This window comes from Photobacterium halotolerans DSM 18316 (assembly GCF_000425165.1).
In the GTDB taxonomy this organism is placed as follows: domain Bacteria; phylum Pseudomonadota; class Gammaproteobacteria; order Enterobacterales; family Vibrionaceae; genus Photobacterium; species Photobacterium halotolerans.
Genome location: NZ_AULG01000014.1, coordinates 22,048 through 44,860, shown reverse-complemented (window position 1 = coordinate 44,860; position 22,813 = coordinate 22,048). Strand labels below are relative to the sequence as shown.

The following is a 22,813-nucleotide window of genomic DNA, read 5'->3' as shown; positions in this document are numbered from 1 at the left end:
TACAAAAACCTATGAGTTTGTAAGTAGTCTGTTACATACGCAGATTGCACAGTGCGTGAATTTTGCGCTATACCTGTAGCCTTCCCATAAGAAATGATGTATCAGGTAGATTATTGAAAGTAGGCAACTTGGTCAGGTATGAAAAACCTCAGGGAAATGAAAACCATACTCGTCGTCGACGATAATCAGGAACTCCGCGATGCACTCACAGAATATCTGGGGCGATCAGAATTCCATGTATTGACTGCCAGTGACGGTGAAGAGATGTGGGAGCATTTTCATCGTGCCGAACCTAATCTGATCATCCTTGATATCATGATGCCCGGCGATGATGGACTCACCTTATGCCGGCAAATCCGCCAGCGATCGAATGTGCCTATCATCATGCTCACAGCGGTAACCGACGAAATAGATCGCATTGCGGGCCTTGAAATCGGAGCTGATGATTACATCACCAAAACCTTTAGCCCGAGGGAGCTGCTCGCGCGCATTAAAGCCTTGTTGCGACGAACTCAACCCGCACAGGGTGAAACAGTGGCGCACCGATTGCAGTTCTCAGGCTGGACCTGCGATCTGATCAAACGGCGGCTAATCAGCCCGAATGGCGAAGTAATTCCGCTTTCAGGGGCTGATTTTAACCTTATCAGCCTGATGCTGGAAAAGCCCCATCAGTTGCTGAGCCGGGACGATATCGCACGCTGTATCTGGGGCCGGGATGCTGATCCTTTTGAACGAGGTATCGATGTACAAATCAGCCGCCTGAGAAAACATCTTCACGACGAAGAGCGCTCACTGATTCTGACGATCAGAAACAAAGGCTATATGCTGGCAAGCGATGTCCATATCGTATGAAGACGCCGTCGTTTCTGAAACTGACAACCCTGCAATCGCTCTGTTCATCCATTACCTTTCGGATTGGGGCGACACTGCTCATCATCATTATGATTGCCGAGTTGATTGCCGGGCTTATCTGGTATCAGTCCAGCGCCAAAAAGGAAGTTGAAAACCTGCATAAAACGATCGTCAGCCTGATGTCGAATGCGGCCGACACTTACAACTATTTTCATGCGCTGCCGGTTAATTATCGCTACCTCATTCTGAACCAGATCCGTGAAATGGGCGGAACCCGTTTTTTCATCTCGATCAATCAGCACCAATTATCTGTTGTACCTCCCGCCAATAATGCACGCACCGACATTCTGCTGTCTGCTGCGCATGATGTGCTGAACAAAAAAATTTCCCATGCAGAGCAGGTCACTATCTCTCTCAGCCGCCGTCAGGATCTGCGTGTTTTTAACTCAGGGATCAAACTCGATGCGCTGCCGGAAATATGGGCGGGCTACAGTCTGGCACTGGGCGATATGGATTTACCTATAGTTGTCATGCAAATCCAGATGTCGGAGCAGGAATGGTTCTATCTGGCTGCCACACTACCAGTCCCCTTCTCGGCATTATCACCGCAATTTATCGATCAGAAACAGTTGATGTTCCTTGGTATTTCCTCTCTGTTACTGGTGCTTTGCACCGTCTGGTTATTGCGCCTGGAAATTCGCCCTATCCGCCGCCTGGCAAAAGCGGCGACGCTGATGAGCGGGCAGCTCTATGTGCAGGAAGTCGAAGAAGAAGGCAGTAAGGAAACCCGGACTGCGGTTCGTGCATTCAACAAAATGAACCGTCGGGTCCGCGCTTATATCCGGGACAGAGAAATGCTGTTTGGCGCGATTTCCCACGATTTAAAAACACCTCTGGCTTGTCTGAAGTTGCGCACTGAAATGCTTGATGATGAACAAGCAAAAGCCAGATTCGAAAAAATACTCGATGAGTTTGATCTGATGTTGAAAGGTGCCTTGCAATGCATTCGGGACACAGACATTCACGAAGAACCTGAGTGGATCGATGTTACCCAGATGATTGAACAGTGTGCCAGTTACTACAACAGGAACACCGCCAGGGTTCAGTTCAGTCCCGGCGCGCCGGTGCATTACCTGGGCAAACCCCTGGCGGTCAAGCGTTGTCTGTATAACATAGTGGACAATGGCGTGAAATACGGCGAAAAAGTCGATATTGAACTGAAGTCAACGACCGACAGTATTCTGCTCACGTTCAGAGATTACGGCCCAGGTCTGGATAAAAAGTGGACAGAAAAAGTGTTTGAACCTTATTTCCGTGTTAATCCGCAAGATGAGCTGGGGTCTGGTCTTGGACTTACCATATCGCGCAGTATTGCCCGCAGCCACGGCGGCGATCTCACCCTGCAAAACCACCCAGTTCAGGGACTGATGGTTCACATTCAATTGATGAGAGACCAATGAAGTTTTTCTTTTTCATTAGCCTGCTGGTGCTCACTGTATCCGGCGCTGGATCACAGGCAAAAGATCAGACACCTCCCGCCACTGCTGCTCAGGAAGTGGAATTTCTGCACTGGTGGACAGCCAAAGGGGAAGTCGCCGCTTTCAGTCTGGCGACAAAGGCACTGCAAGATGCTGGTGTGTCTATTCTGGATCTGCCCGTACAAGGTGGTGGGGGTGACACGGCAATGTCTATCCTCCAGGCCCGGGCGATTGCAGGCACCCCGCCCGATATCGTGCAATTAGAAGGTCCGTCGATTAAATCCTGGGCCGCGTTAGGATTTCTCCATAAACTGGATCAGGTGGCTGTGGACCAAAACTGGCAGCAGAACCTGCTGCCCATTGCACAAGACACCAACCAGTATCAGGGACACTATGTGGCGATTCCCATCACAGTCCACCGGCTAAACTGGATGTGGATTAATCGCAAAGTCCTGCGCCAATACGGTTTAGCCGTTCCCACCAGCTGGGATGCATTGATTGACGTATTCAGCCGGTTAAAACAAAACGGCGTAGAACCACTGGCGCTCGGTAAAGACCAGTGGCAGGTTGCACTGCTGTTTGAGAATCTCGCCTTTGGTTATGGCGGAGCGGATTACTACCGGCGCGCCTTTATCAAGATGGAGCCACAGGCGCTCAACAGCCAGACCACATACGACATCCTTGAGCGTTTCCGCGCTATCAGCAAACTGGTCAAGCCGGGCATGTATCATATGCGCTGGGATGAGGGAACACAATTACTCATAGAAGGCGAGCGGGCGTTCCAGATCTCTGGTGACTGGGTTCTGGGTGATCTGCTGGCCAGTAACATCGCTGTTCCTTCAGACATTGGCTGCTACCCGGCCCCATCAAAACAGACTGGCTTTATTTATAATATGGACAGCTTCGCGCAGTTCGACAGCCCGCGTACCAATGCTGACACCGCTCAAATCGTCAGCAAAACACTGTCTTCACCGCACTTTCAGCAATCCTTTAATGCTCTGAAAGGTGCCATTCCGGCCAGAAACGATATCAGCCTTAAGGGCTACAACAGCTGCTCAGTCAATGCCAGAGCCGACATGGAGAAAGCGTCAGAATCTGGTCAGTTAATTCCCAGTATCGTAGATTCTATGGCCGTCAGCCCAATAGCGCAGCGTGCCACATCCAGCGAAATTTTTCGCTTCTTTAATGACGAAACAATAGCACCGGAAGATTTTATCCTTCACCTGCAGAATATTCCGCGCGGTGAGTAACAGTGCAAGCTTTATGCTTTTATTCCGAAATTGGGCTGTGTTCAAAAACCCGTATATAGTTATTCCAATAAGGGATGGCCGTTGCCGGGAATGGTAAGATGATCAATGTTCAAATTTGCCTTTTTGCATACAACCTGGAGGAAAGCATTGCCAGCTGTATTGAAAGCGTGATGGAAAACTGCGGCAGTTATCAGTATGAGCTGTTTGTCATGATAAACGGCTGCACTGATCAGACTTATGACATCGTGTCTGGTATCGCTGACACAAATCCCAATCTTCACCCGGTTTTGATTGAGATAGGTGACAAATCAAACGCCTGGAATACCTTTATCTACCAATATTATGATGGCCATTCAGTCGCCGTTTTTGCCGATGGCGATCTGACATTTGGTCACAACGCCTTTAAACATATTGTTGACTGCCACATCTCACAGCCACACTACAATGCCATTACAGGTTTTCCTTGTGATCGGGGAAGAAGCAGCAAGCAGATGCAAAACAGGATGCAGCAGAATCATGACCTGGCCGGTGGTTTATACCTGCTTTCCCCTTTATTTATTCGGACATTAACAAACAATCACGTCAAATTGCCCGTCGGATTGATCGGTGACGACAGCATGCTGGGGTTTCTCTCAGCAACCAATATTTGCAGCGGTACTGATTTACCCAAACAGCGCATTGGCGTTTGCGTCAAAGCCGTGTTCATCTACTCCCACCTCAGCCCGCTACGCTGGCAGGACTACAAGCTCTATTTCAGACGCCGGGTTCGCTACTCGCTGCGTTACTTTCAACAACTCAGTATTGTCAGTGCTCTCAAACAGCAGGGCATTTCCGCCATGCCGGCAATCGCCATTCATGGCACGTCTGCATCCCTGCATCAGGTTCGCTGGCGAAGCAGTAATCTGATTTTTGACCTGATAACAAAATGGATGATCGACAGACAAAAGATACGATTACACCCGGAGTCAGACAATGTCCGCAAGTCTCTCAGCTAGCCATCGGTTTACTGCGTAATGAACTGCCGGCCAGCGTCTGAGCCATCCGGTCACAGTTCATATTCCATATCTACGCCTCTCAGCGATGAACCACTACCACCCTCTTGTCGCATTGCAGCCCCTGACATGCGGTCAGAGTCAGCTCTCCCTGATAATGCGTCAGATTGAGCTGGCGGCCATGAAACGGCTGATGATTGACATACCAGAACACCTCAGACGGTTTTTTGTTACTTTTCAGTGCAATAGAGTCTATTTGGGACAGGTAATAATGCTGGCCATTGTTGACAGACAAAATCCTGATCCCCGCCTCTGGCTGCTTCTGATCAGATAACGACGGCTCAGAAAGTTCCTGGGTCATCCTGCCCTTGTGTTGCAGCCATACACTCAGCGCCTCGGGCCAGCTATCCGTGACGACAAAATCACCATCACTTTCCAGGGTCGGCGGCGTCAGGCCATTACGGGTATAGGCATATTTCTGGTACGCGCAGCTGGCGTCCGCTGATACTGATTTGGCCCGGCCGCCGGGCCAGCAGATCAACTGGCGCTTCACCGTCGCCGGCTGGTGTACCCGACTAGCGTCCTCGGGTAACTGATCAAACACATCAAACATAATCGGCGCTGCCTGAGTTGCGCCGAGATAACCGACAACAGGTGATGAATCCGGGCGGCCGACCCACACCGCCACTGTGTAATCGGCGCTGACACCGACTGACCAGAAATCGCGGTATCCATAACTGGTGCCTGTCTTCCAGGCGATTTCACGGCGCACCCGCGGTACTACCCTGTCCGACGCGCTGATCGCACTCAGGGTGTTAAATACCATCCAGCTGCTTTCAGCACTGAGGAGCGTTTTATCGGGCTCTGGCGCTCTCTGCTGATCTCTCACCATATTCAGCGCTCTGAATTTTCCCTCTATGGCCAGAGAACGATACATTTCAGCCAGTGTCTGCAGGTTGGTTCCTGTCCCGCCTAATCCTACCGTCAGATTGGCCTGCTGGTGATGCAACTGTACCCCTGCCTGATGTAAACCCTGCTCAAAGACAGCTGGCGTCAGCGCATTAAATACCTGAATCAAAGGTACATTCAGTGATTGCTTCAGCGCATCACTCACACTGATGGCGCCCTGAAACCGCTCATTCAAATTCTGCGGCTTGTAATCAGAAAAGTGGGTTGGGATATCACTCAGCAGACTTTCGGTATGAATGATGCCGCGATCGATCGCCATACCGTAGATAAAGGGCTTGAGTGTGGAGCCTGGAGACCGGACTGCCTGAGTCATGTCGACATGGGCAAAGCGGCTATTATCCTGAAAATCCACCGAGCCCTGATACGCGAGCACATTGGCTGTTTGGTTATCCACCACCAATACCGCCGCGGAGGAATGCGCAGGCAACTGGCGCTTCACTTTGATCAGTAAGCGGGCGGCCCGCTGCTGAATAACAGCGTCCAGTGTCGTCTCAATAACATGCCGGTCCGGATACTGCTCTCTGAGCATACGACTGAGCAACGGGGCCAGCGTCGTGTTGTCCGAACGCCTCAGTGCAACCGCTTCCTGTTTTAAATGCCGTGTGGCTTTATCACTTAGCAAACCGCTGCCGTGCAGACGATCCAACACTTTATTTCGCATGGATTGCGCTGTGTCCGGGTATCGGTCAGGGCGGTACAGCGACGGCTTTTGCGGCAAGACCACCAGTAAAGCGGCTTCGTTCTTCGTCAGGTGCCCGGCCGTGGTATTGAAATACCGCCGGGAGGCGGCTTCAACACCGGCGATATTGCCGCCAAAAGGCGCCAAATTCAGATAAAAAGTGAGTATCTCGTCTTTACTGTAATACCACTCAAGCTGTAAAGCCCGCCAGAGCTGTTTCAGCTTGCCGGTAATCGATCGCGCATGGGGATCAATCAGTCTGGCCACTTGCATGGTCAGCGTAGAGCCACCAGACACAACATAACCATTGCTGGCCCACTGCCAGGCGGCCCGGACAACAGACACAGGGTTAAAACCCGGATGCCAGTAAAACCAGCGATCTTCATAATTGAGCAGTGCCTGAATATAGAAAGGCTCAACATCAGCCAGTGTGACGTTGTAACGATGAACGCCCTGTCGATCTCCAAATGAGTGCAGTATCTCGCCATCCCTGCTAACGACGACTGTCGCCGGACCGTCCGGGTACAGGGGAGGCAAAGGCCACACTTTGTTCAGTACACAGACTGTCAGCCAAAAGAAAACAAACCACCCTGCCATTTTCACGGGCAGAGTGGCTCGCAGATTGGGCAATAATCGTTTCATCCGAAATGATTATCCTGAGTCTTCACGGTTACTTTTCCACCGTGATGGTTTGCGGCGTCTGCCAGTACGCCAGATGTTTTTCCGGACGATACATCGACTCAATAAAGACAGGCGGTACCGCGAACGTGCCCGGTACTTCGGCGCGAAGAATGTAACCATAACGGGATTGCCGGCCTTTGCGCATTTCATCGGACAGCACAAAACGATCATTGCGGTATTCCTGATGATCGGCAGCCTTGAGCTCAATCCCTGCCGGCAGTACCCGTTCAATCGGCAAACCTTGATTCAGGGCCGGGTTTTCCAGCACAAAACCGGCCGGGATCTTATCAACCAGCAAAGCGTCATTCACGCGCTCGTTTAATGCGACAGTGAGCACCACAACAACCCGGTCTCCCACTTTCACACGGTTAGACGCCAGAGGTTCGCCCTTCATGGTATAGAGTTTGCGCTCTACCTGTTCGGCATCCAGGGTATTAAAGCGGTTAGCCTCATTGGCAATCCCGCGATTTAGCATCTGATAGCCTTGCGCCAGCACTTTGACATACACAGGCTGGTCATCCAGATTCTGGATTGTCATCTCACTTGCGAGTGGCTGACTGAACATCCCTGTCTGACTCACCGGATTACCGCTGAAGGACAGATTGAAAATCTGATCGCGGTTTGCCGCATTGGTCAGGGCAGATGCCTGCACCAGTGCAGCGCGTTCCTGGGTGCTCATCCAAGATGTGTTTGCCAGACCGATCAGCTGCTCCAGATACTTTGTTTGCAGCTCCTGTACCATTTCTTTGAGTGAATTATCACCCGCCATCTCCTGCAACACAGTCACCGATTTTGCGACATCGCGCAGGTTCGAGCCGTAATCGCCGAAGTACCTGTGCCTGCGGTTGTAATCTCTGATGTCATCAAGCATGTCTTCCGCATCATCACTGGCACCTACGTTGGCATAGCTGGCCGCCATATGCAGATAACTGAGCTGGGTTGGCAGGCTCCTCAGTTTCATGCTGTCGAGATCACTCCACTTCAGCTTGCCCTGCTTGCTCATCAGGTAGGCTGCGTAGGCACGCGCCACTTTGGCTGATTCCGTGTCATAGGCCAGATTGCTGGTCAGTGATTCATTACGCACATACGCCATCAAGCGATTGATGGCTTTAGTCAGCATCGAAGCCGGAACAACCCCAGGGAAACGTTTGTCAGCCGCGAGCAGAAAATCGGTCACATAACCGCTGAGCCAGGGATTTTCCCGCCCACTGCTCTCCCACAATGAGAAACCGCCACTATTTTTCTGCATGGTTTTCAGCCGCAGCACGGCTTTTTCGATCAGCCGCTTGTCTGTCGATGGCGTATCGTCTCCGTCATCATCACTGTAATGACGAGACTGATGGGCCTGAACTTTGAAACGCTGCAGTTCTGGCTCATCCAGCAGAAATGACCAGGCTTTACTGGTCGTCTGTTCGGCACAACCGTACGGATACCTAAACAGTCCGCGCGCATATTCCTCGGTATTGAGCACAGGTGTCCGGCTGAAGTAAGCGTGCCCCATGCTGCCACGCACCACATCCAGACCAGACCAGAGCTGTTCGCTGACATTGTAGGTCTCTTTCGAATCCAGCAGCACCGACTGCGCCTGCGTCACCCAGGGCATGACCGGGCGAACCGGGATCCCCCAGTCGCGCTCAATGGATATCTCCTGGTTGTTCACACTCAGCGTCAGCGAAGCGCGGTCGGTGATAGTGGTATCTGACACACCAAAACGATAACTCTGGCTCCAGTGTTCACCATCTTTCAGCACCAGTTCAGTCGCCGGCTGCTGGTTGAAGTCCAGTGTTTCTGAGCCGGCAATCGCCACCGCCAGAGTCTGAGTGTGACCACTCACATTGTGAAGATCGACAGTGACACTTGATTGGTCGCCAGGCACCAGAAAGCGCGGCACACTCAGTTCAGCCACCACAGGGGCACTGATGGGTTTATCCAGTACCGCTTGCCCGACTTGCGAACCGTTAAAGACGGTCGCCACAATCTGAGCTTCGCCGTTGTAGTCCGGGATTGCCATGTCAACCACAGCTTTGCCGTCCACCAGTTTTATCGGTCTGGTCATCAGAATGATGGACTTGCTTTCAACCAGGCCGTCATTTTTGTTGTCTGTGTCTTCGTTGGCATCACTGCCGAAACGCGACTGCGCAAACGGATCGGGCCGCAGATCGTACAGGCGCGAATACATATCGATGACATCCGCACTGTACCGGCGCTGACCAAAGAAATAATCATGCGGATTAACCGGCTTGAACCGACTCAGATTGATGATCCCCTTATCAACCATAGACAGGGTGATCCAGGTATCACCGCCCTGCTGGGCGTCAATGTTATCAACAGTGACCGGGACAGAAAGCGTTTCTGAGGGTTTAATCAAATCCGGCAGATCCAGCGCAACATTCAGTTTTCTGCTACTGCGATCCAATTTAAGCGGTTTGATACCAAAGTAGCGCTTGGGTGTCTGTCCGTCTATTCCAGTCAGTGTGGTGGTCAGGAACACATCGTGGCGGGCCAGTGATGCCGGAACCGGTACAGTCACATCAATCTTACCTGCCTGTACAGGGTAGCTTTCCGACCAGACAAGCTGATCCGCTTCCAGTGTCACCAGCAGGCTTCCGGTCAGAGGCGCAGTCACTGTGACTGTGGCTTGCTCACCGGCAACATACGCCGGTTTATCCGTTTGAATCACCAAATGATCCGGTTTGGCTTTCAGTTGTTCATTACCCTGATACCAACCGGCATAAAAGCTGTAGCTGGACGACACACCGGTCGACACATCAGTCACCGTCAGCAGATAGTCGCCCCACTTGGTGGAAAACGCCAAGCTTTCCGGCTGCTGGCCGACTTTGATTGTCTGACTCGATACACGCTTCCAGCGTTCCTGTTTTTTACGTTTCCAGCCAATGCCTTCTTCGTAAACCCAGTAATAGGGCCCCTGATCATAATCCATGGTGACTTGCAGTTCACCGCTGGTGAGAGACTGTCCATCAGCACTGAGCAGTGCAAGCTTGAACAAGGCATCGGTATTGTATGGCACAGAGACAAATTCAGGTTTAATGCCGGGAACCGGCTGATTTTTCCATGTCACATAACTGAGCTTACGCTGTACCGCTGCGCCGCCCGACTCCAGCAAACTGAAATTTGCCACGGTTTTTACCGGACTTTTTATCTGTTCCGGATCAGGTGTAGGGAGATTGACGGTTAACCGCCCTTCTTCCGACAGGGCGACTTCTTTCAGCTCCTGATAATTGGAATCGAGCGTAAAAGGCACGCCGACAGCATAATCGTCGAACTTGCCCGGAATATGAGTGACGGGAGCATAAGTCACCGCTGATTTCACTTTATTGCCAGCCGCCGGGCTGCCAAAAAGATAGCGGCCATGCAGTTCGACCTTATTCGTCTGGCCCGCGAACACAAATGGCGCGGCGTTTTGAAATGTCAGATCCATACGCTCAGGTACAAATTCTTCGAGCTGAAATGACAATTCGCTTATCGGCTCTGGCGCGGTCGGATCTAAACGGACTTCGATACGGTATCGCCCGGTTTTCCAATTCGCCTCGGTCTCAAGCTGACGAAAATAATATCCCTCGGCCTGCGGCTGTAACTGCTCCTTCAAGATTTCCTCATTCCATGGATTCACCACAGACAAGGAGACAGGCCGCTGAGATAAGGCCCTGCCGTCTTTATCGCGCAGAAGAATGTTTACCGGTAATGACTCTCCGGGTTTCACCAAATCACGGTTACTGTAGATATAGGCTTCTGTCGCCTGATATTTTCGACCGCCAACGGCACTGTCCGACAAATCCAGCGGCGCTTCACGCAATGGCAGAATCGCCATTTCTTCTTTAGCGACACCGCTATCATTGCGGCTTGTCACCCGGGCGATAACAATATCTTTGCGCTGAGTCTGGATATCAAAACGGGCAACCCCGTGCAGGTCAACAGGCTGACTGTCGAGTAAGGCGTTGTTGCGGTAAATCTCTACCACACCTTGTGTCAGCGCGTCGCCCGTCGAGAGCCTCGCCAGACTGAATACAGCCTGACGGGTATTGATTCTGGCCTGAATACCAACATCGGTAAGCAGCATATGCTTGGCTTTCACGCGGTAAAACGTACCAGGTGCTTTAATCACCACTATGTACCAACCCGCATCCAGGGAATGCGGAATCGGCAGTCGGGCTGAGGTCTGAACGTCTTTCTCGCTGGGCGGCAGTGTATAGCGATCTGAAAACACGCTGTTATAAGCATGCTTGATATTGTCCAGATCATAGCTGGATAATTGGTCCTGAAGATAATGCCTGTTCAGCAACTGTCCCGGCTCTGTCACCTGTAATATTTCGATATCCACATGATCAAGATTGATAAAGTTAACAGGGATCGATTGCTGGTTAGACTGCGGAACCAGCGGTCCGCTGCCGACAAATAAAACTTCCGGTGTTTGCTGTGATTTTTCTTGACCCGTTTGCGCATAACTGAATAACGAAAACAGCGACAGACACAACAGCAGCAAACATTGCCGCCATTGCGCCAAATTAATTGATATAACCATAAATTATTATTCTGCCCTTACCAACTGGAGTCGTAAAATATTGCTTTTATGTTCACTATGCGCATTATTCTATCCCGACCTGAATATAAAATGCTGCGATTAAGAATAAAAACGACCACTGGCCCGCAAATACAAAGCCGGCCATTAAAAATCACCCATCAAGATCGAAAAAACGCTGGCACTGAGACCAACGTCTTTCGCCGTTTATGAACATGACCGCCATTTCAGCCCGGCCTGATGCACCATGTCATCAAGATCATTCAAAACAACCGTCGCGTGAGGGTGAATGTCATGGAAAAGCACGATCCCCTTGCGCCATAACAACATCAATGTCATGACACGATCCGCAACCTGCCGGGATGACAGACGGGCATTCCAGTCCTGGCTGTCAATCGTCCACAGATAAACAGGTGTGCCCTGACGTTGTAACCACTGTGACAGCGCCAGGCTTCGCATACCATAAGGCGGGCGGAAAGCGGTGTCTGAAGGCAGGGAAGAAAATTGCGCCATTGCCTGCTCCGTGCTGGTAATGGAGTCTTTCGATTTATCCAGCACCTTATGCGCATGGTGTCGCCATCCGTGGGAGCCAAGGCACTGAGACTGATACCAGTTCTTATGTTCAGCCGGAACCAGCTTACTACCCAGCACAAAAAAGTACGCCTGGATGCCTCTGTCATTCAGCTGATTAATCAGTGTCTGGGTGCGAGTGGGATGCGGGCCGTCATCGTAGGTCAGCAGAAACTCGCCGTCTTCAAAACGTTCACCTGTTACCTCAGTGTCGTTAAAAGTCAGAATCTCACTGCTGATCCGGGGAAACAGCGCCGCTAAACGTACCTGCTCAAACAAATAATAGTGGTAAAACTGCTCACTGGATTCACGCCATTTACTGTCAAAATCAGGCAGGCGTTCACGCGCGATCCTGACCAGATCGTCCCAATGCTTCACAGACTGATTGCGAGAAGCAAAGCGATACCCTTCCAGCATTCGCTGCTGCGTTTTGCTACGCCATGTCACAACAGAGTCAACACTCACCTGCTTCACACCGGTAAAACGAGAGATGTCCTCTGCGCTTGCCAGCGGTACTTTCGCCATCACATGGGCAAACTGCAGTATTTCTGCGGCAGAAGCTCGATCAAAAGCCAGCTGGGAATCAATGGCTTCTGGCCACAGCGCTCTATCAATTGAGGCAACTTTCTCTAGCCCCGCAGCATAAAGCAAACCCGGCCATAAACAGACCAGCAACACCAAGCGAATAATTTTCATGAGATATCCGACCTAATTACACCATGACGACTTGCGCCGAAAAGCAGATCTGGACACGTTGGCCAGAAAGCAAATCCCAAGCGACTTCAGATCGTTGGGTATACTGGTATAAGCGGCATAAGCATGAAGACACTTAAGGGATCCCTCAAGCAATACAATAAATTGTTCACAGCTCAGTTCAGGCAACGCTGTTCAAGCGCTTCAAAAACATCCCGGTTTAAGCTTTGCCGGGTCATTTCGGAAGTGCCTGCATTTCGCTCGTAATCAAAAATCACGTGTTCGATCCTGCCATTTTTCGTCAGAATCTGAATTTCATACTGAGTATTGCTGATACTGTGCAGACCGCACACCAGTTTTCGCCGCGGGTTCAAGTGTAATCCATTCATTTTCCAGTCCGCTTCCTGAGAAAACAACCGCGCTTTCGGATGATATAAAAACACTTCAGATAACTGATTGGCTCCCAGATTATCGTCAATCGCCAAATCAGGATGCCCGTCAAAGTTGATATCCAAAAAGCGGGCACTGTAATCCAGATACTCAATTTCGTGGGGCACCGGGATGGATTGCATCCGCCCATCAGCAAACTGAACGCTGACCGCATGCTCACCAATCTCGACCGACCTCACCAAAGCCACCGGATTTTCCCCGGCTGTGGTTTCGGACCAGACAACAGCACTGAGCATCAAACTCAGCGTCGTGAATAAATGCTTCATGGTGAACTACCTGCATATCGCTTCGAAAAGCAATTGTGATTGCAGACTGACCCGAAGCTGGTGCGCCTGCGAATCAATCTGGTACTTGTAATGTCCGCGCTGGAACGATAAGTCGATAGCACCGGGACTGGTCAACGTTTTTGCCATCGTGAGTTCCTGCGTGCCCGCTTTAAAAAACCTGTAAATCAACGCCTGATCGTGCTCGCGGAAACAAACACTGGCCACACGCTCACATCCGATCTCACACAAATAGACATATCCTTCCCCATCCAGACAACCTGCGTTGGTGGCATGTCCGATACGATTCAATAAAGAAAAATTTTGCTCGTCGAAGAGTTGGGCCGGAGAAAATCGACTGACATCCAGAGGCAAGTTGTACAGCGTGGATAAAAGATTCACATCCACTGTGGAACGTATTCGATCCAAATCCACAGCCAGAGGCTCCAAAACCTGCTGCTCAAGAATTTGGATATCTGGCAGGAATTGCTGCCGGGTTAAAGACACTTGTGCAGCAATGACAAGCGGACCTGCCGTATTGATGTAATAGCCGGTTGAATGCTTGCCCCGGTTATGCACCACAGTCAGTTTTTGCAGTTGATCACTGTCACGATACACCGCTTCAGATTGAACGCTTCCACACCAGGCTCCCCATAATTGCGTTTCAAGCACTTGTCCCTGTGAACTGAGCTGTATCGCACAATAGGGTTCGCCATTGTCGCGGCGGTTCTCTGTGTGTACGTCAAGGGCTGCCGCCGGTCCTGATAACAACACAATGCCCAGCCAGGAGATACGTAACATCATCCCTCGTCCCCGAATTCACAAGCATCAAACAAGACTGGCAACAGACAACCCTGTGTGCCTTCTGTCCCGCAAATCACGGCCATGCTTTAAATCCCTGATAGGCCTGTCCGTCAAATTTCAGGGTCTGGTCAAAGTGCCAGGCTTTTTCATAAGCATCAGAACCCATTTGCTGACTCGTTTTATCTTTGACTTTGGTCGTCAGTTTTAAATCACGATATCCATGGGAGATAGCATTTCCGAGATTGATATAGACTTTGGCCTGATGAATCGGGACAGCCGCATCAGTCACCGAAAAATGGCCTTCCTGATTCGTCCAGTAATTCATCGGTAAACTTTTCAGCACAGGCTGTAACTTTTCCTGCTCGCGCACAAAGAGCGTCATATAGCCAGACGCCCCACCCTCTGCATACCGGGAAGCGTAACCAATATCTAACCGAACCCCGAAGGCTCTGGTGTCATCGTTCAGATAATAACGCGCGGTATCCAGCCAGATCTGATCATTATCAATCCGAATTCCCCCTTCATCGCCAACTGATCCGCTATAAGCAGAAACCACCTGATGCGTTGTTGTATCAACCAAGACAACGCGCCAGAGATACTGAGATGAGTCATCAAGCGGAAGCATAAAATTGCGCTGAAAATATGACCCCAACATGATGTCTGGCTCTCCCGGTAAGCGCTTACACGCAACCGAGCTGAAATTATCCTCATTCCATTCAGAATCATTCTGATTGCGGGCATCAGACTTTAATACCGACATCATGGCATTACTGCATAACTGGGTTTGCGCGGCCTGTGCCGAACCCGCCCACACCGAAAGAAAGAGGGGGGCAGACACCATCAATTTCAATCGTTTCATGATTCATTTACCTTCAAAGATTGAATATGCTGGTAGAGCGCAGTCACCCGCTTGATATCCGGCACATACTCGCACTCCAGAAATGCATCCTTCACGGTATCACCTTCTGTAAACACGTGATTCACCAAAAGAGCCTCATCACTGATAAAGCTGAAGGTATAATAGTTATATTCTGCAGTTGCTATTTTCAGAAAACCTAAGGGATCCATGGTGACTGATTCGGAAGTCACCTTCTTTTCGACGGCCAATGCATCATTTCTGTAAATCGAGACATCCCCACCGGAGACAATTAATTCCACTTTCCCGCTATAACCATCTTCCATCTCATAGACAGGATAGGTTCCGTACTTGTCGGTAATATATTCGCCTCTGTGCAAATCATCACAACTCAATTCAAACTCAAACAGACTGTCACTACTGCTGGCTTGAGCAACGTGAGAAAACAGCAGCATTGCTGAAAAGATCAAGCCGCTTCTACTGCCTAATTTCATCAAAATTTTCCTTTTGGTTGGCTGACTCATTACTCACACGCTTCTATCTCAAAATTCAATGCGACATAGCGATTCCCGTACTTTCTCAGCAATAAAGAACTCTTCGAAAAATAAGTACCCAGTTTCGACTTATCCAAAAAACAAAAGTGATAGCCTAAATGGTCTTCTTTGGTGAGGGTTAAAGCGTAATACCAGTATTCACTGTCCAAAACGATCATCTTTTCTGAATAGACAGGCCTGGGAATGGTTTTAAACTCTGGAAAACGATTTTCTTTCGCTATGCGTTTAGGCATCAAAGAACTTCTGAATGTGGTAATATCCAGATTCTCATAGACATCTTTCAGTAATTGCGGATGATTTGGCCGTACTTCTGTCGCTTGATAAGATTGTCCATCAAAACGAAGCGTTTGCTCTGTTTTCGTTACGTCCGATTCATGAATGTTCTTTAATGGATAATCAGTCGACTTTTCGACCTTGGTTGTGATTCGAATGTCCCGATAACCAAGTCTTTGATCCTTTAGAAAAGAAAGGAAGACATGGCTCTGTGTCGTAATCAAAAGATCATCGTTCGTACTACAGTGATCCCCTTCAAGTCGTTGCCAAAGATTCGTAGGAAAATTCAAAAGGACAGGCGTCAGCTCTGAATCTTTTTCTACAAACAATGTAAGAAAATCAGTTATGAGAGAATCAGCACACCGAGGAGCAGTGCCGATCATTAACCGGACTCCCAATGCTCGTGTTGTCTCATTTAAGTGATATCTGGCAGTATCCAACTTGATGCTATATGGACTAACTCGAATACCACCATCTTCCTGAACTTCATCACGATAGCTGGATAAGACTTTTCCGGATGATTGATCAATCACCAATACACGCCATAAATATCGATCACTGTGACCGTCTTGCGTCATATTCTTCAGATACGACGCGAGCATTTTATCTTGATTGTGGGGCAATATTTTGCAAGCAATTGCATCAAACTTTTTATCGGCGAAGCCTTGATGAGACAAGTCAAGTAATAGAATTGATTTCGATGCCTCTGAACAAGGCTGACTGTCGGAAGCATAGAGGTGGTTGACGAACAATAATGCGCACAACATAAAAATAATATGGGTGGTACTTTTCATCAGTCAGTTTCCATTTCAAGCCATTGCATTCTTCAACATCATGATCGTCACGGTTTCAGACCCATAATTAAAGCTGCAAAGCTGAATAATAAAATCGCTGTCTTTCCATGCAATCGATTCGGTTTTCTTTCAGATAGGTGCTCAAGAATTGACAGTTTTTGTCTGCATAGGCTTGCCACAATACATTCTGGTCCGCCAGTGATGCCTGTGGTGCCTTCTTTTTGTATGAATAAAGGGTGTAAGCCAGTTCCGTCTCCTGAGAGGTGATATATGCCAGCTCTAATAATCGTGCTTCAGTGACTTCCGCCCGGCAAAGGTAGATGATTGATTTTGCAGATGGATCCAGCTCGGACACAGCAAAGTTATCACCAAAATAAGGATGATGATCACACAAATCTTCTTTGAATTTAACCCAGTCACGCTGAACGGTTTTCAGTTGCGAGAACTCATCTGCAGACAATATCGTTTGAAGTGCCCGATATTTTTCGTTCAATGCCGCATCTTTGGTTTCATATTTTTTGAAGTAATGACGATACAGTTCATTCAAGTCATCGGGATTGACAAGATCATCCGCATGAGCAGAAGAAAAACCGCCAAAAACAGCCAAAATCCCAGCAAGAACCCAGCGACATTGATAACCCTTTCGACTCATCTCATTACTCTCTTTACTCATCGACCTCATGGCCTTTATTTACCCAGGCATCAAAATCGAATTGAGTCGATACAAGGTTTCGATACTGCGACAGTAATGTTTCGATTTCACGATCGTCCGTCACCATGCCGATTGAACTCTGAGTACAATGAATCATGGGTGTAAATGCCAGCTTAACATGACCAGGGCGACCATATTGATACATGAGCTCTTGGCCAAGACCACAAATTGAGATCACCTTCCCATTTGCCGTATGACACACAGAACATTCAATGAAGACTAAAACCAAAACTCTGATTAAATATCACAGTAAGCACTGCTGATATCAAAAGAATAAAAACCACTTTCCCTGACTTCAGTTTTTATCTTGCATTTTTTAGTCATGTTTTTATATCTCCCGTATTGGTCCATGATAGGCACATTCGAAAATGACTGATCCAGACGGTTAAACATTGAAGAAAACATTTCTTTTGGCGGCAGTTCATCGAATGATTTCAGATTGAGTCCATTGTATACGTACTGATACAGATAGTGATTCAATTGTTCTTTTTCTCTGTCGTACAATGAATTCAAACAAATGACATCATTTAACAGAATACTGTTATTCACGATCTTCATATTGAAGAGACATTCCTGATTGGTACTGGAAAGAAAAGTAAATCTTACAACTTTCAGATGTCCATCTTCTTTCTCTTTTACAACACGATATGCATATGTACTGGCTTTGATGATATTTTCATTCATCATGGTCTGATCAAGATAGAGACCATAGGCATCAATGCTAACACGCGGTTGATATGCATCGGTAGATTTGTCTGTCGATTCAGCCAAAAGGGTTGAACCAGATTGGCTCTCTGAAACATCGTTCAATAAGAATAGGCCTGATGGCGTTTCATATGCTTCACCGTTGTACTTAATCACCTGATTGACACGTTTTGTTTTTTCTTCTGACCCTCTTTTAGGATCAAACATATAATCCTCTACTTTATCTGAGAGTCGAATGTCTCTGTACCCATTCGTTTCCGTATTCAGTAAATGCAAAATGGTGTGAACGGTTTTCTCTTGAATGACACCTTCATAGCCATTGCAATGATCGCCTTCGACTAATCTCCAAGAATAGGTTGGCATGTTATTCAGTACAGGAACGAGTTTCTCTCCATTCTTGACAAACAAAGTTAAGAAATCATTCTCCAGAAAACCTGCGCATCGCGGTTTATCTCCTGTATGTAAACGCACTCCTAATGCACGGACTTCATCGTTCAAATAATATCTTGCTGTATCCAGCTCAATATTATTCTCATCGATGCGTGTATCGCCTCCTTCCACGATGACATTTTTGTAGCTCGCGATTGCTTGCTTGGTCCTCCGGTCAAGCTGTAACACACGCCACAAATAATTCTGATGTCGCTCAGTTTTATGCTGACTTCTGATATAAGAAGCAAACACGATATCTTCATGCTGCGGATGTGTTTTACACTGGATTGATTCTATATTGCCTCGGAATTCAGCATCGTTGTCATCCTGATATTCATGAATCAGACTCAGATCGCTTTCCTGACACCCAGAACCTGACGCAGCATAGACGTTCATGCTGAGGATAAGCAAGGAGGATGTCACGATAGTTCTTACACACAATTTGATATCATTTTTCTGCATTTTATCTGTACTCATCTAAACTATCGATTCAAAGCGATATAATATCTATTCTTTGGTCAATTCACTGTTGAATAGGGAAAATTAGAAATATACTCTCCTGTTAGCACAATTCTCTTTAAGCATTATCATGGTAATTGATTAAGCTTAACATTATGTATATGTTCAAATAATTTTTCTGTATTTCCAATCGTCGGCGTGTTTGGACACTCAAAAAAATAAATCTTCAAATGTTCCATCATATTGTATTAAATGTTGTATCAAAACCAAACCTGTACGATCTAGATGAAAAGAAAAATATTCATCATCCGTTTTTGATACTTTAATTCTAGATGACCCTATCATTTCTATGGCATCGAAAGTTAATTCATCATTAACTACAAGGTCATTATTTTTATAAATAAACACTTGGTTATCAGAAACAATCAGGTTAATTTGACCACTGTATCCATCATCCATTTCATATTCGTGATATGCTCCAATCACCGGATCAACGATCATTTCTCCCCGATGGAGATCATGACAAACCAGTTCATAGCTAAATGCTTCAGTTACATTTTGAGCCTCAGTACCCGCTGATACCAAGGTAATAATAGACAAGATAAAATGGAGAGTTTTCTGGTATATTTTATTCGTATTCATCTATATCTCCACTTCCTCATCAGACAATATCGTTTTCGACTTATCTTTTTATTGTTGTAAACCGTGATACAAGGATCATCTTTTTTGATATATACACTTCTTATTTCCGAAGAACTAGGCCATGTTGGCCATATCTGATAATAACGATATTGACTGATATCATCGGCATACACCCCAACATAAAATCCAATACATAACAAATTTGGAATAAATTTTGTTCTCAATTTTTTATCTGTTAACTTCAATTTGAATTATCAATCATCACTATTCGGTCGCTTATCAATTGAATTCCAGTGGCTTATCTTCTGCTAAAAAACACATGCACACTGGAACCCATTTATTTGGCTATACGTAAATATCAATAAGGATTTTCTGGGGTTATTTCAATTTTCTTTTGAAGTATTGCTTCTAGTAGTGTCCCCCAATACTTCTGATAGTCTTCAAAATTTGTTTCTTCCAGGTCATTCAGACATTCATAACCACCATATGAATGCTCGAAATCCATCGCCCTCATGACGTTATCATTGTTAATCCCATTATCGACATCAGCAAATATTATTTGCCAGTCATGCTGCCTTAGCATGGTCTCGGGGTTATAAAATAAAAAGTCAATAAGTACGTAAGATTCTGAAAATTCTTGAATAATTGCATTGATCACAATACCCTCTGAAGGCTTCTTAATACTCGTATTTATGAGTACTTTGTCATTACTTTTCAGAATGAAATTATCACCCTCAACTTCGATATGATAATTTCTAATCAGAGGTTCATTGATAATTAAATAGTTTTCTGGATATTCTGGGTGATTTTTAGGTGCGACCGTAATACCTAACTCTTTAAAATCAAATTTTGTTTGATAAGGTGAAAGTCTAATATATTGACCTTGTTCACTCACAATATCTTGTGTGTAGTCGATTTGGCAGTCAAAGCTGAATTCTTTTTTAGCGTAAACATAGGGAGAGATTAATGATGTAAGTAGAATGAATTTCAATATTGTATTTTTCATTTTTTTTCCTTATTTTTTTAATAGACTAAACAGTCTGTCACGTTCATTCTTTTGAATGTCTCTCTCTGTTTCAGATTGCTGTGAATAATCTTTAAAGTTTACAAATAGAGCGGGATTACATCGCCCCATATCACCCTTCATGACTATTTTCTTTGTTCTGACTTCAAAGTGTAAATGTGGAGCACATGTTCCAGCATTTATTGTTTTAGTTGCACCTATTCCTGACACCCCAGTTTTTGCAATGATATCTCCAGATGTTACATATGAACCAGGTTTCATCTTTTCATTTATACTATCTAAGTGAGCGTACATTAAATACAATTGTTTACTTTTTTTGTATTCACTTTCATAGGTATCATATTTTTCCAGCTCAACATCAGTTAAATTATGCCTTGGTTCAAATTTTTTTCGGTTGCTCCACATTGACTCTGAGTCATTTACGGATAGCATAAGTACTTTTCCATACCCTCTTACAGTACGAATGTCAGCAATAGTGCCATCGACGCAAGCGTAGACATCTGTACCAACGGGAGCAAACAAATCTAAGCCATCATGTCGGCTAGAACCTCGAATCTTTTTCCCAAATAAACCCCAAGCATAAGATGTACCGCCGATACCACCACTTTGATAATAGTTTGTACTCATCGGGTTTAAGATTGGTTCATGCCATTTAAAATTACCATCCTTAATATTTGAAATCGATAATGGCCAAATATGCCAAACACTAGATTCAATATTCAACACATTGAGATCAATATGTTGAATCCACGTAATTTTCTCAATCCGCTGCTGCTCGTGGTTTATAAATTGGCTATATATAGATTCAATCATTTCAGGATAAGGTGAATTCTGATAGCCTTCTTCAGATTGATAATAGCTCCTCAGCTTGTTTTCTTGTATCTCACGTCCTTTCTCTATTAGTTTTTTGTATTTAATCGCTAATTCATCTTCCTTGGAATACCACTCACTCGGATGCTTGGCGATTACTTTTTCAAGTCTGTTGGTGGCAGCCTGATAGAAGGCAACCAGTTCGTTTTCTGAGATCTGTCCGTCGTTATCTGTGTCGATTGCGCGGCGAATGTCGTTGAAGAAGGTGTTTGCCGGCTCCATGACGCCGGTACTGCTGCTGCCGTCGATAACCTGAAAACCATGTTCTTCTTGTCCAGCTGCCAGCGCTTTAAGGAAATATTCCGGCGGGCGATCGTTTGAGAACACTTCAAGATGAACGCGGTATTCCTGATCAATATTGCCCTGGGCATTTTTCAGGTACTCGTACTTACCCAGATAACCCAGGTGTTCGCCGGCTTTGATGTTAATCGGCAGTTCGGGCACCTGGACGGTACCATCAAGGACGATGGGTAAATTATTTTCCGGGCCATTTTTGGTGTGCCATGGCGGCATTTGTTTGGTCAGGACATCGGCCAATGCGGGTAAACAATATTCAGCCGTTTCTCCGTTGTATTTACTGACGGATAACCAAATTTCCTGATCCAGTTTTTGATCAGCCGCAGACTGTTTGCTGACTCTATCCCTTTCGTTATCTGCAAACTTACCGACTTGCACGACTTTACATTTCAGGAAATCCCAAAATTTCGTTCCGGCTTTCTTTTTAGTGACCGATGTTCTGGACGGATCGGTTAACTGAATCACAGTCCCGACAGGCATTAAGGTTTTGGTCTCAAAATCAGTGGTTGTCACATCGCCACGGACATACCAGGTTTGTGTCAGCCTGATATAGTGGATTTCGCTGACACTCTCTGCCGCTGTGATCGAGTCCTGGATTTCTTTCTGCGATTGCAGATGCATGTAGAGGGAATAGAAAGTATAACTTTCGTCTTCATTATCCGGGTTCTGAAAGGTATGGCGCAGCAGGCAGAAGTTGTTACTGTAGCTGGAGGTGGTCTCCAGGTACTGTGTGGTCGGGTATTCTTCCGCCATGCGATAAGCCACCAGCTCACCGTCGGCCATGGCCTGAACCGGCTGGAAGTGCTGTGCCCAGAATGCAATGCGGTTATTGAAGTGAATGCCACCGTGCCAGCCACGGCCTTTGCTGATGATGTAACGGCCGCTGGTCTGCCCGTTCAGCAGCACCTTCAGTGCAGACACATCGTTGAACTGGCTACCGTCGACCTGACAGATAGGAAATGCTGTGTTCATGAATTTAC

Annotated in this window: 18 protein-coding genes; 4 read left to right on the top strand and 14 right to left on the bottom strand. The window is 47.0% G+C overall.

The annotated features are described in order from the left end of the window. Positions 1-156 precede the first annotated feature (156 nt). The 4 genes from H511_RS0102420 (at position 157) to H511_RS0102405 (ending at position 4,575) form a co-directional block, all read left to right on the top strand. Positions 157-852, top strand: a complete 696-nt coding sequence (locus H511_RS0102420) for a response regulator transcription factor (protein ID WP_036758571.1) — start codon at positions 157-159, stop codon at positions 850-852. Further along, on the top strand, positions 849-2,312 hold the full coding sequence (locus H511_RS0102415) for a sensor histidine kinase (protein ID WP_036758541.1): 1,464 nt from the start codon (positions 849-851) through the stop codon (positions 2,310-2,312). The genes H511_RS0102420 and H511_RS0102415 overlap by 4 nt, the downstream gene beginning before the upstream one ends. Further along, a complete protein-coding gene (locus H511_RS0102410) occupies positions 2,309-3,580 on the top strand; it encodes an ABC transporter substrate-binding protein (protein ID WP_027250875.1) in 1,272 nt (423 codons plus the stop codon). Before H511_RS0102415 ends, H511_RS0102410 begins: the two co-directional genes overlap by 4 nt. 98 nt (positions 3,581-3,678) lie before the next feature. Beyond that, entirely contained in the window at positions 3,679-4,575 is an 897-nt protein-coding gene (locus tag H511_RS0102405; protein WP_027250874.1) for a glycosyltransferase family A protein, read from the top strand. Between the two features lie 79 nt (positions 4,576-4,654). On the opposite strand, the gene pbpC is transcribed toward H511_RS0102405, so the two are convergent. The 14 genes from pbpC to H511_RS0102335 all read right to left on the bottom strand — a co-directional run bounded on the left by pbpC (position 4,655) and on the right by H511_RS0102335 (position 22,805). Then, positions 4,655-6,862 carry a penicillin-binding protein 1C gene (gene pbpC / locus H511_RS22295; protein WP_081669154.1) on the bottom strand — a complete coding sequence of 736 codons (2,208 nt, stop codon included), beginning with the start codon at positions 6,860-6,862 and terminating at the stop codon, positions 4,655-4,657. Between the two features lie 28 nt (positions 6,863-6,890). Then, positions 6,891-11,441, bottom strand: coding sequence for an alpha-2-macroglobulin family protein (locus tag H511_RS0102395; protein WP_051287729.1), 4,551 nt, complete (start codon positions 11,439-11,441; stop codon positions 6,891-6,893). Positions 11,442-11,645: 204 nt separating this feature from the next. Further along, positions 11,646-12,704: a polysaccharide deacetylase family protein gene (locus H511_RS0102390; protein WP_027250872.1), complete on the bottom strand. Its 1,059-nt coding sequence runs from the start codon at positions 12,702-12,704 to the stop codon at positions 11,646-11,648. A gap of 173 nt (positions 12,705-12,877) precedes the next feature. Continuing rightward, positions 12,878-13,417, bottom strand: coding sequence for an XAC2610-related protein (locus tag H511_RS0102385; protein ID WP_027250871.1), 540 nt, complete (start codon positions 13,415-13,417; stop codon positions 12,878-12,880). A gap of 6 nt (positions 13,418-13,423) precedes the next feature. After that, on the bottom strand, positions 13,424-14,218 hold the full coding sequence (locus tag H511_RS0102380) for a hypothetical protein (RefSeq protein WP_155804780.1): 795 nt from the start codon (positions 14,216-14,218) through the stop codon (positions 13,424-13,426). A 73-nt stretch (positions 14,219-14,291) separates the two neighbouring features. Next, complete coding sequence (locus H511_RS0102375; RefSeq protein ID WP_027250869.1) at positions 14,292-15,077, bottom strand: PA3715 family protein; 786 nt, start codon at positions 15,075-15,077, stop codon at positions 14,292-14,294. Continuing rightward, positions 15,074-15,568 (bottom strand): hypothetical protein, encoded by a 495-nt coding sequence (locus H511_RS0102370; protein ID WP_027250868.1) that lies wholly within the window; start codon positions 15,566-15,568, stop codon positions 15,074-15,076. The genes H511_RS0102375 and H511_RS0102370 overlap by 4 nt, the downstream gene beginning before the upstream one ends. A gap of 29 nt (positions 15,569-15,597) precedes the next feature. After that, entirely contained in the window at positions 15,598-16,695 is a 1,098-nt protein-coding gene (locus H511_RS24965) for a PA3715 family protein (RefSeq protein ID WP_051287727.1), read from the bottom strand. A 67-nt stretch (positions 16,696-16,762) separates the two neighbouring features. After that, positions 16,763-17,368, bottom strand: coding sequence for a lysozyme inhibitor LprI family protein (locus H511_RS23990; protein ID WP_027250867.1), 606 nt, complete (start codon positions 17,366-17,368; stop codon positions 16,763-16,765). Continuing rightward, positions 17,361-17,552 (bottom strand): hypothetical protein, encoded by a 192-nt coding sequence (locus tag H511_RS0102355; RefSeq protein WP_027250866.1) that lies wholly within the window; start codon positions 17,550-17,552, stop codon positions 17,361-17,363. The genes H511_RS23990 and H511_RS0102355 overlap by 8 nt, the downstream gene beginning before the upstream one ends. 92 nt (positions 17,553-17,644) lie before the next feature. After that, entirely contained in the window at positions 17,645-19,018 is a 1,374-nt protein-coding gene (locus H511_RS23985; RefSeq protein WP_051287725.1) for a PA3715 family protein, read from the bottom strand. A gap of 192 nt (positions 19,019-19,210) precedes the next feature. Next, positions 19,211-19,642: a hypothetical protein gene (locus tag H511_RS0102345; RefSeq protein ID WP_027250865.1), complete on the bottom strand. Its 432-nt coding sequence runs from the start codon at positions 19,640-19,642 to the stop codon at positions 19,211-19,213. A gap of 358 nt (positions 19,643-20,000) precedes the next feature. Continuing rightward, a complete protein-coding gene (locus H511_RS0102340; protein WP_027250864.1) occupies positions 20,001-20,648 on the bottom strand; it encodes a hypothetical protein in 648 nt (215 codons plus the stop codon). A gap of 9 nt (positions 20,649-20,657) precedes the next feature. Beyond that, a complete protein-coding gene (locus tag H511_RS0102335; protein ID WP_027250863.1) occupies positions 20,658-22,805 on the bottom strand; it encodes a M23 family metallopeptidase in 2,148 nt (715 codons plus the stop codon). Positions 22,806-22,813: the final 8 nt, after the last annotated feature.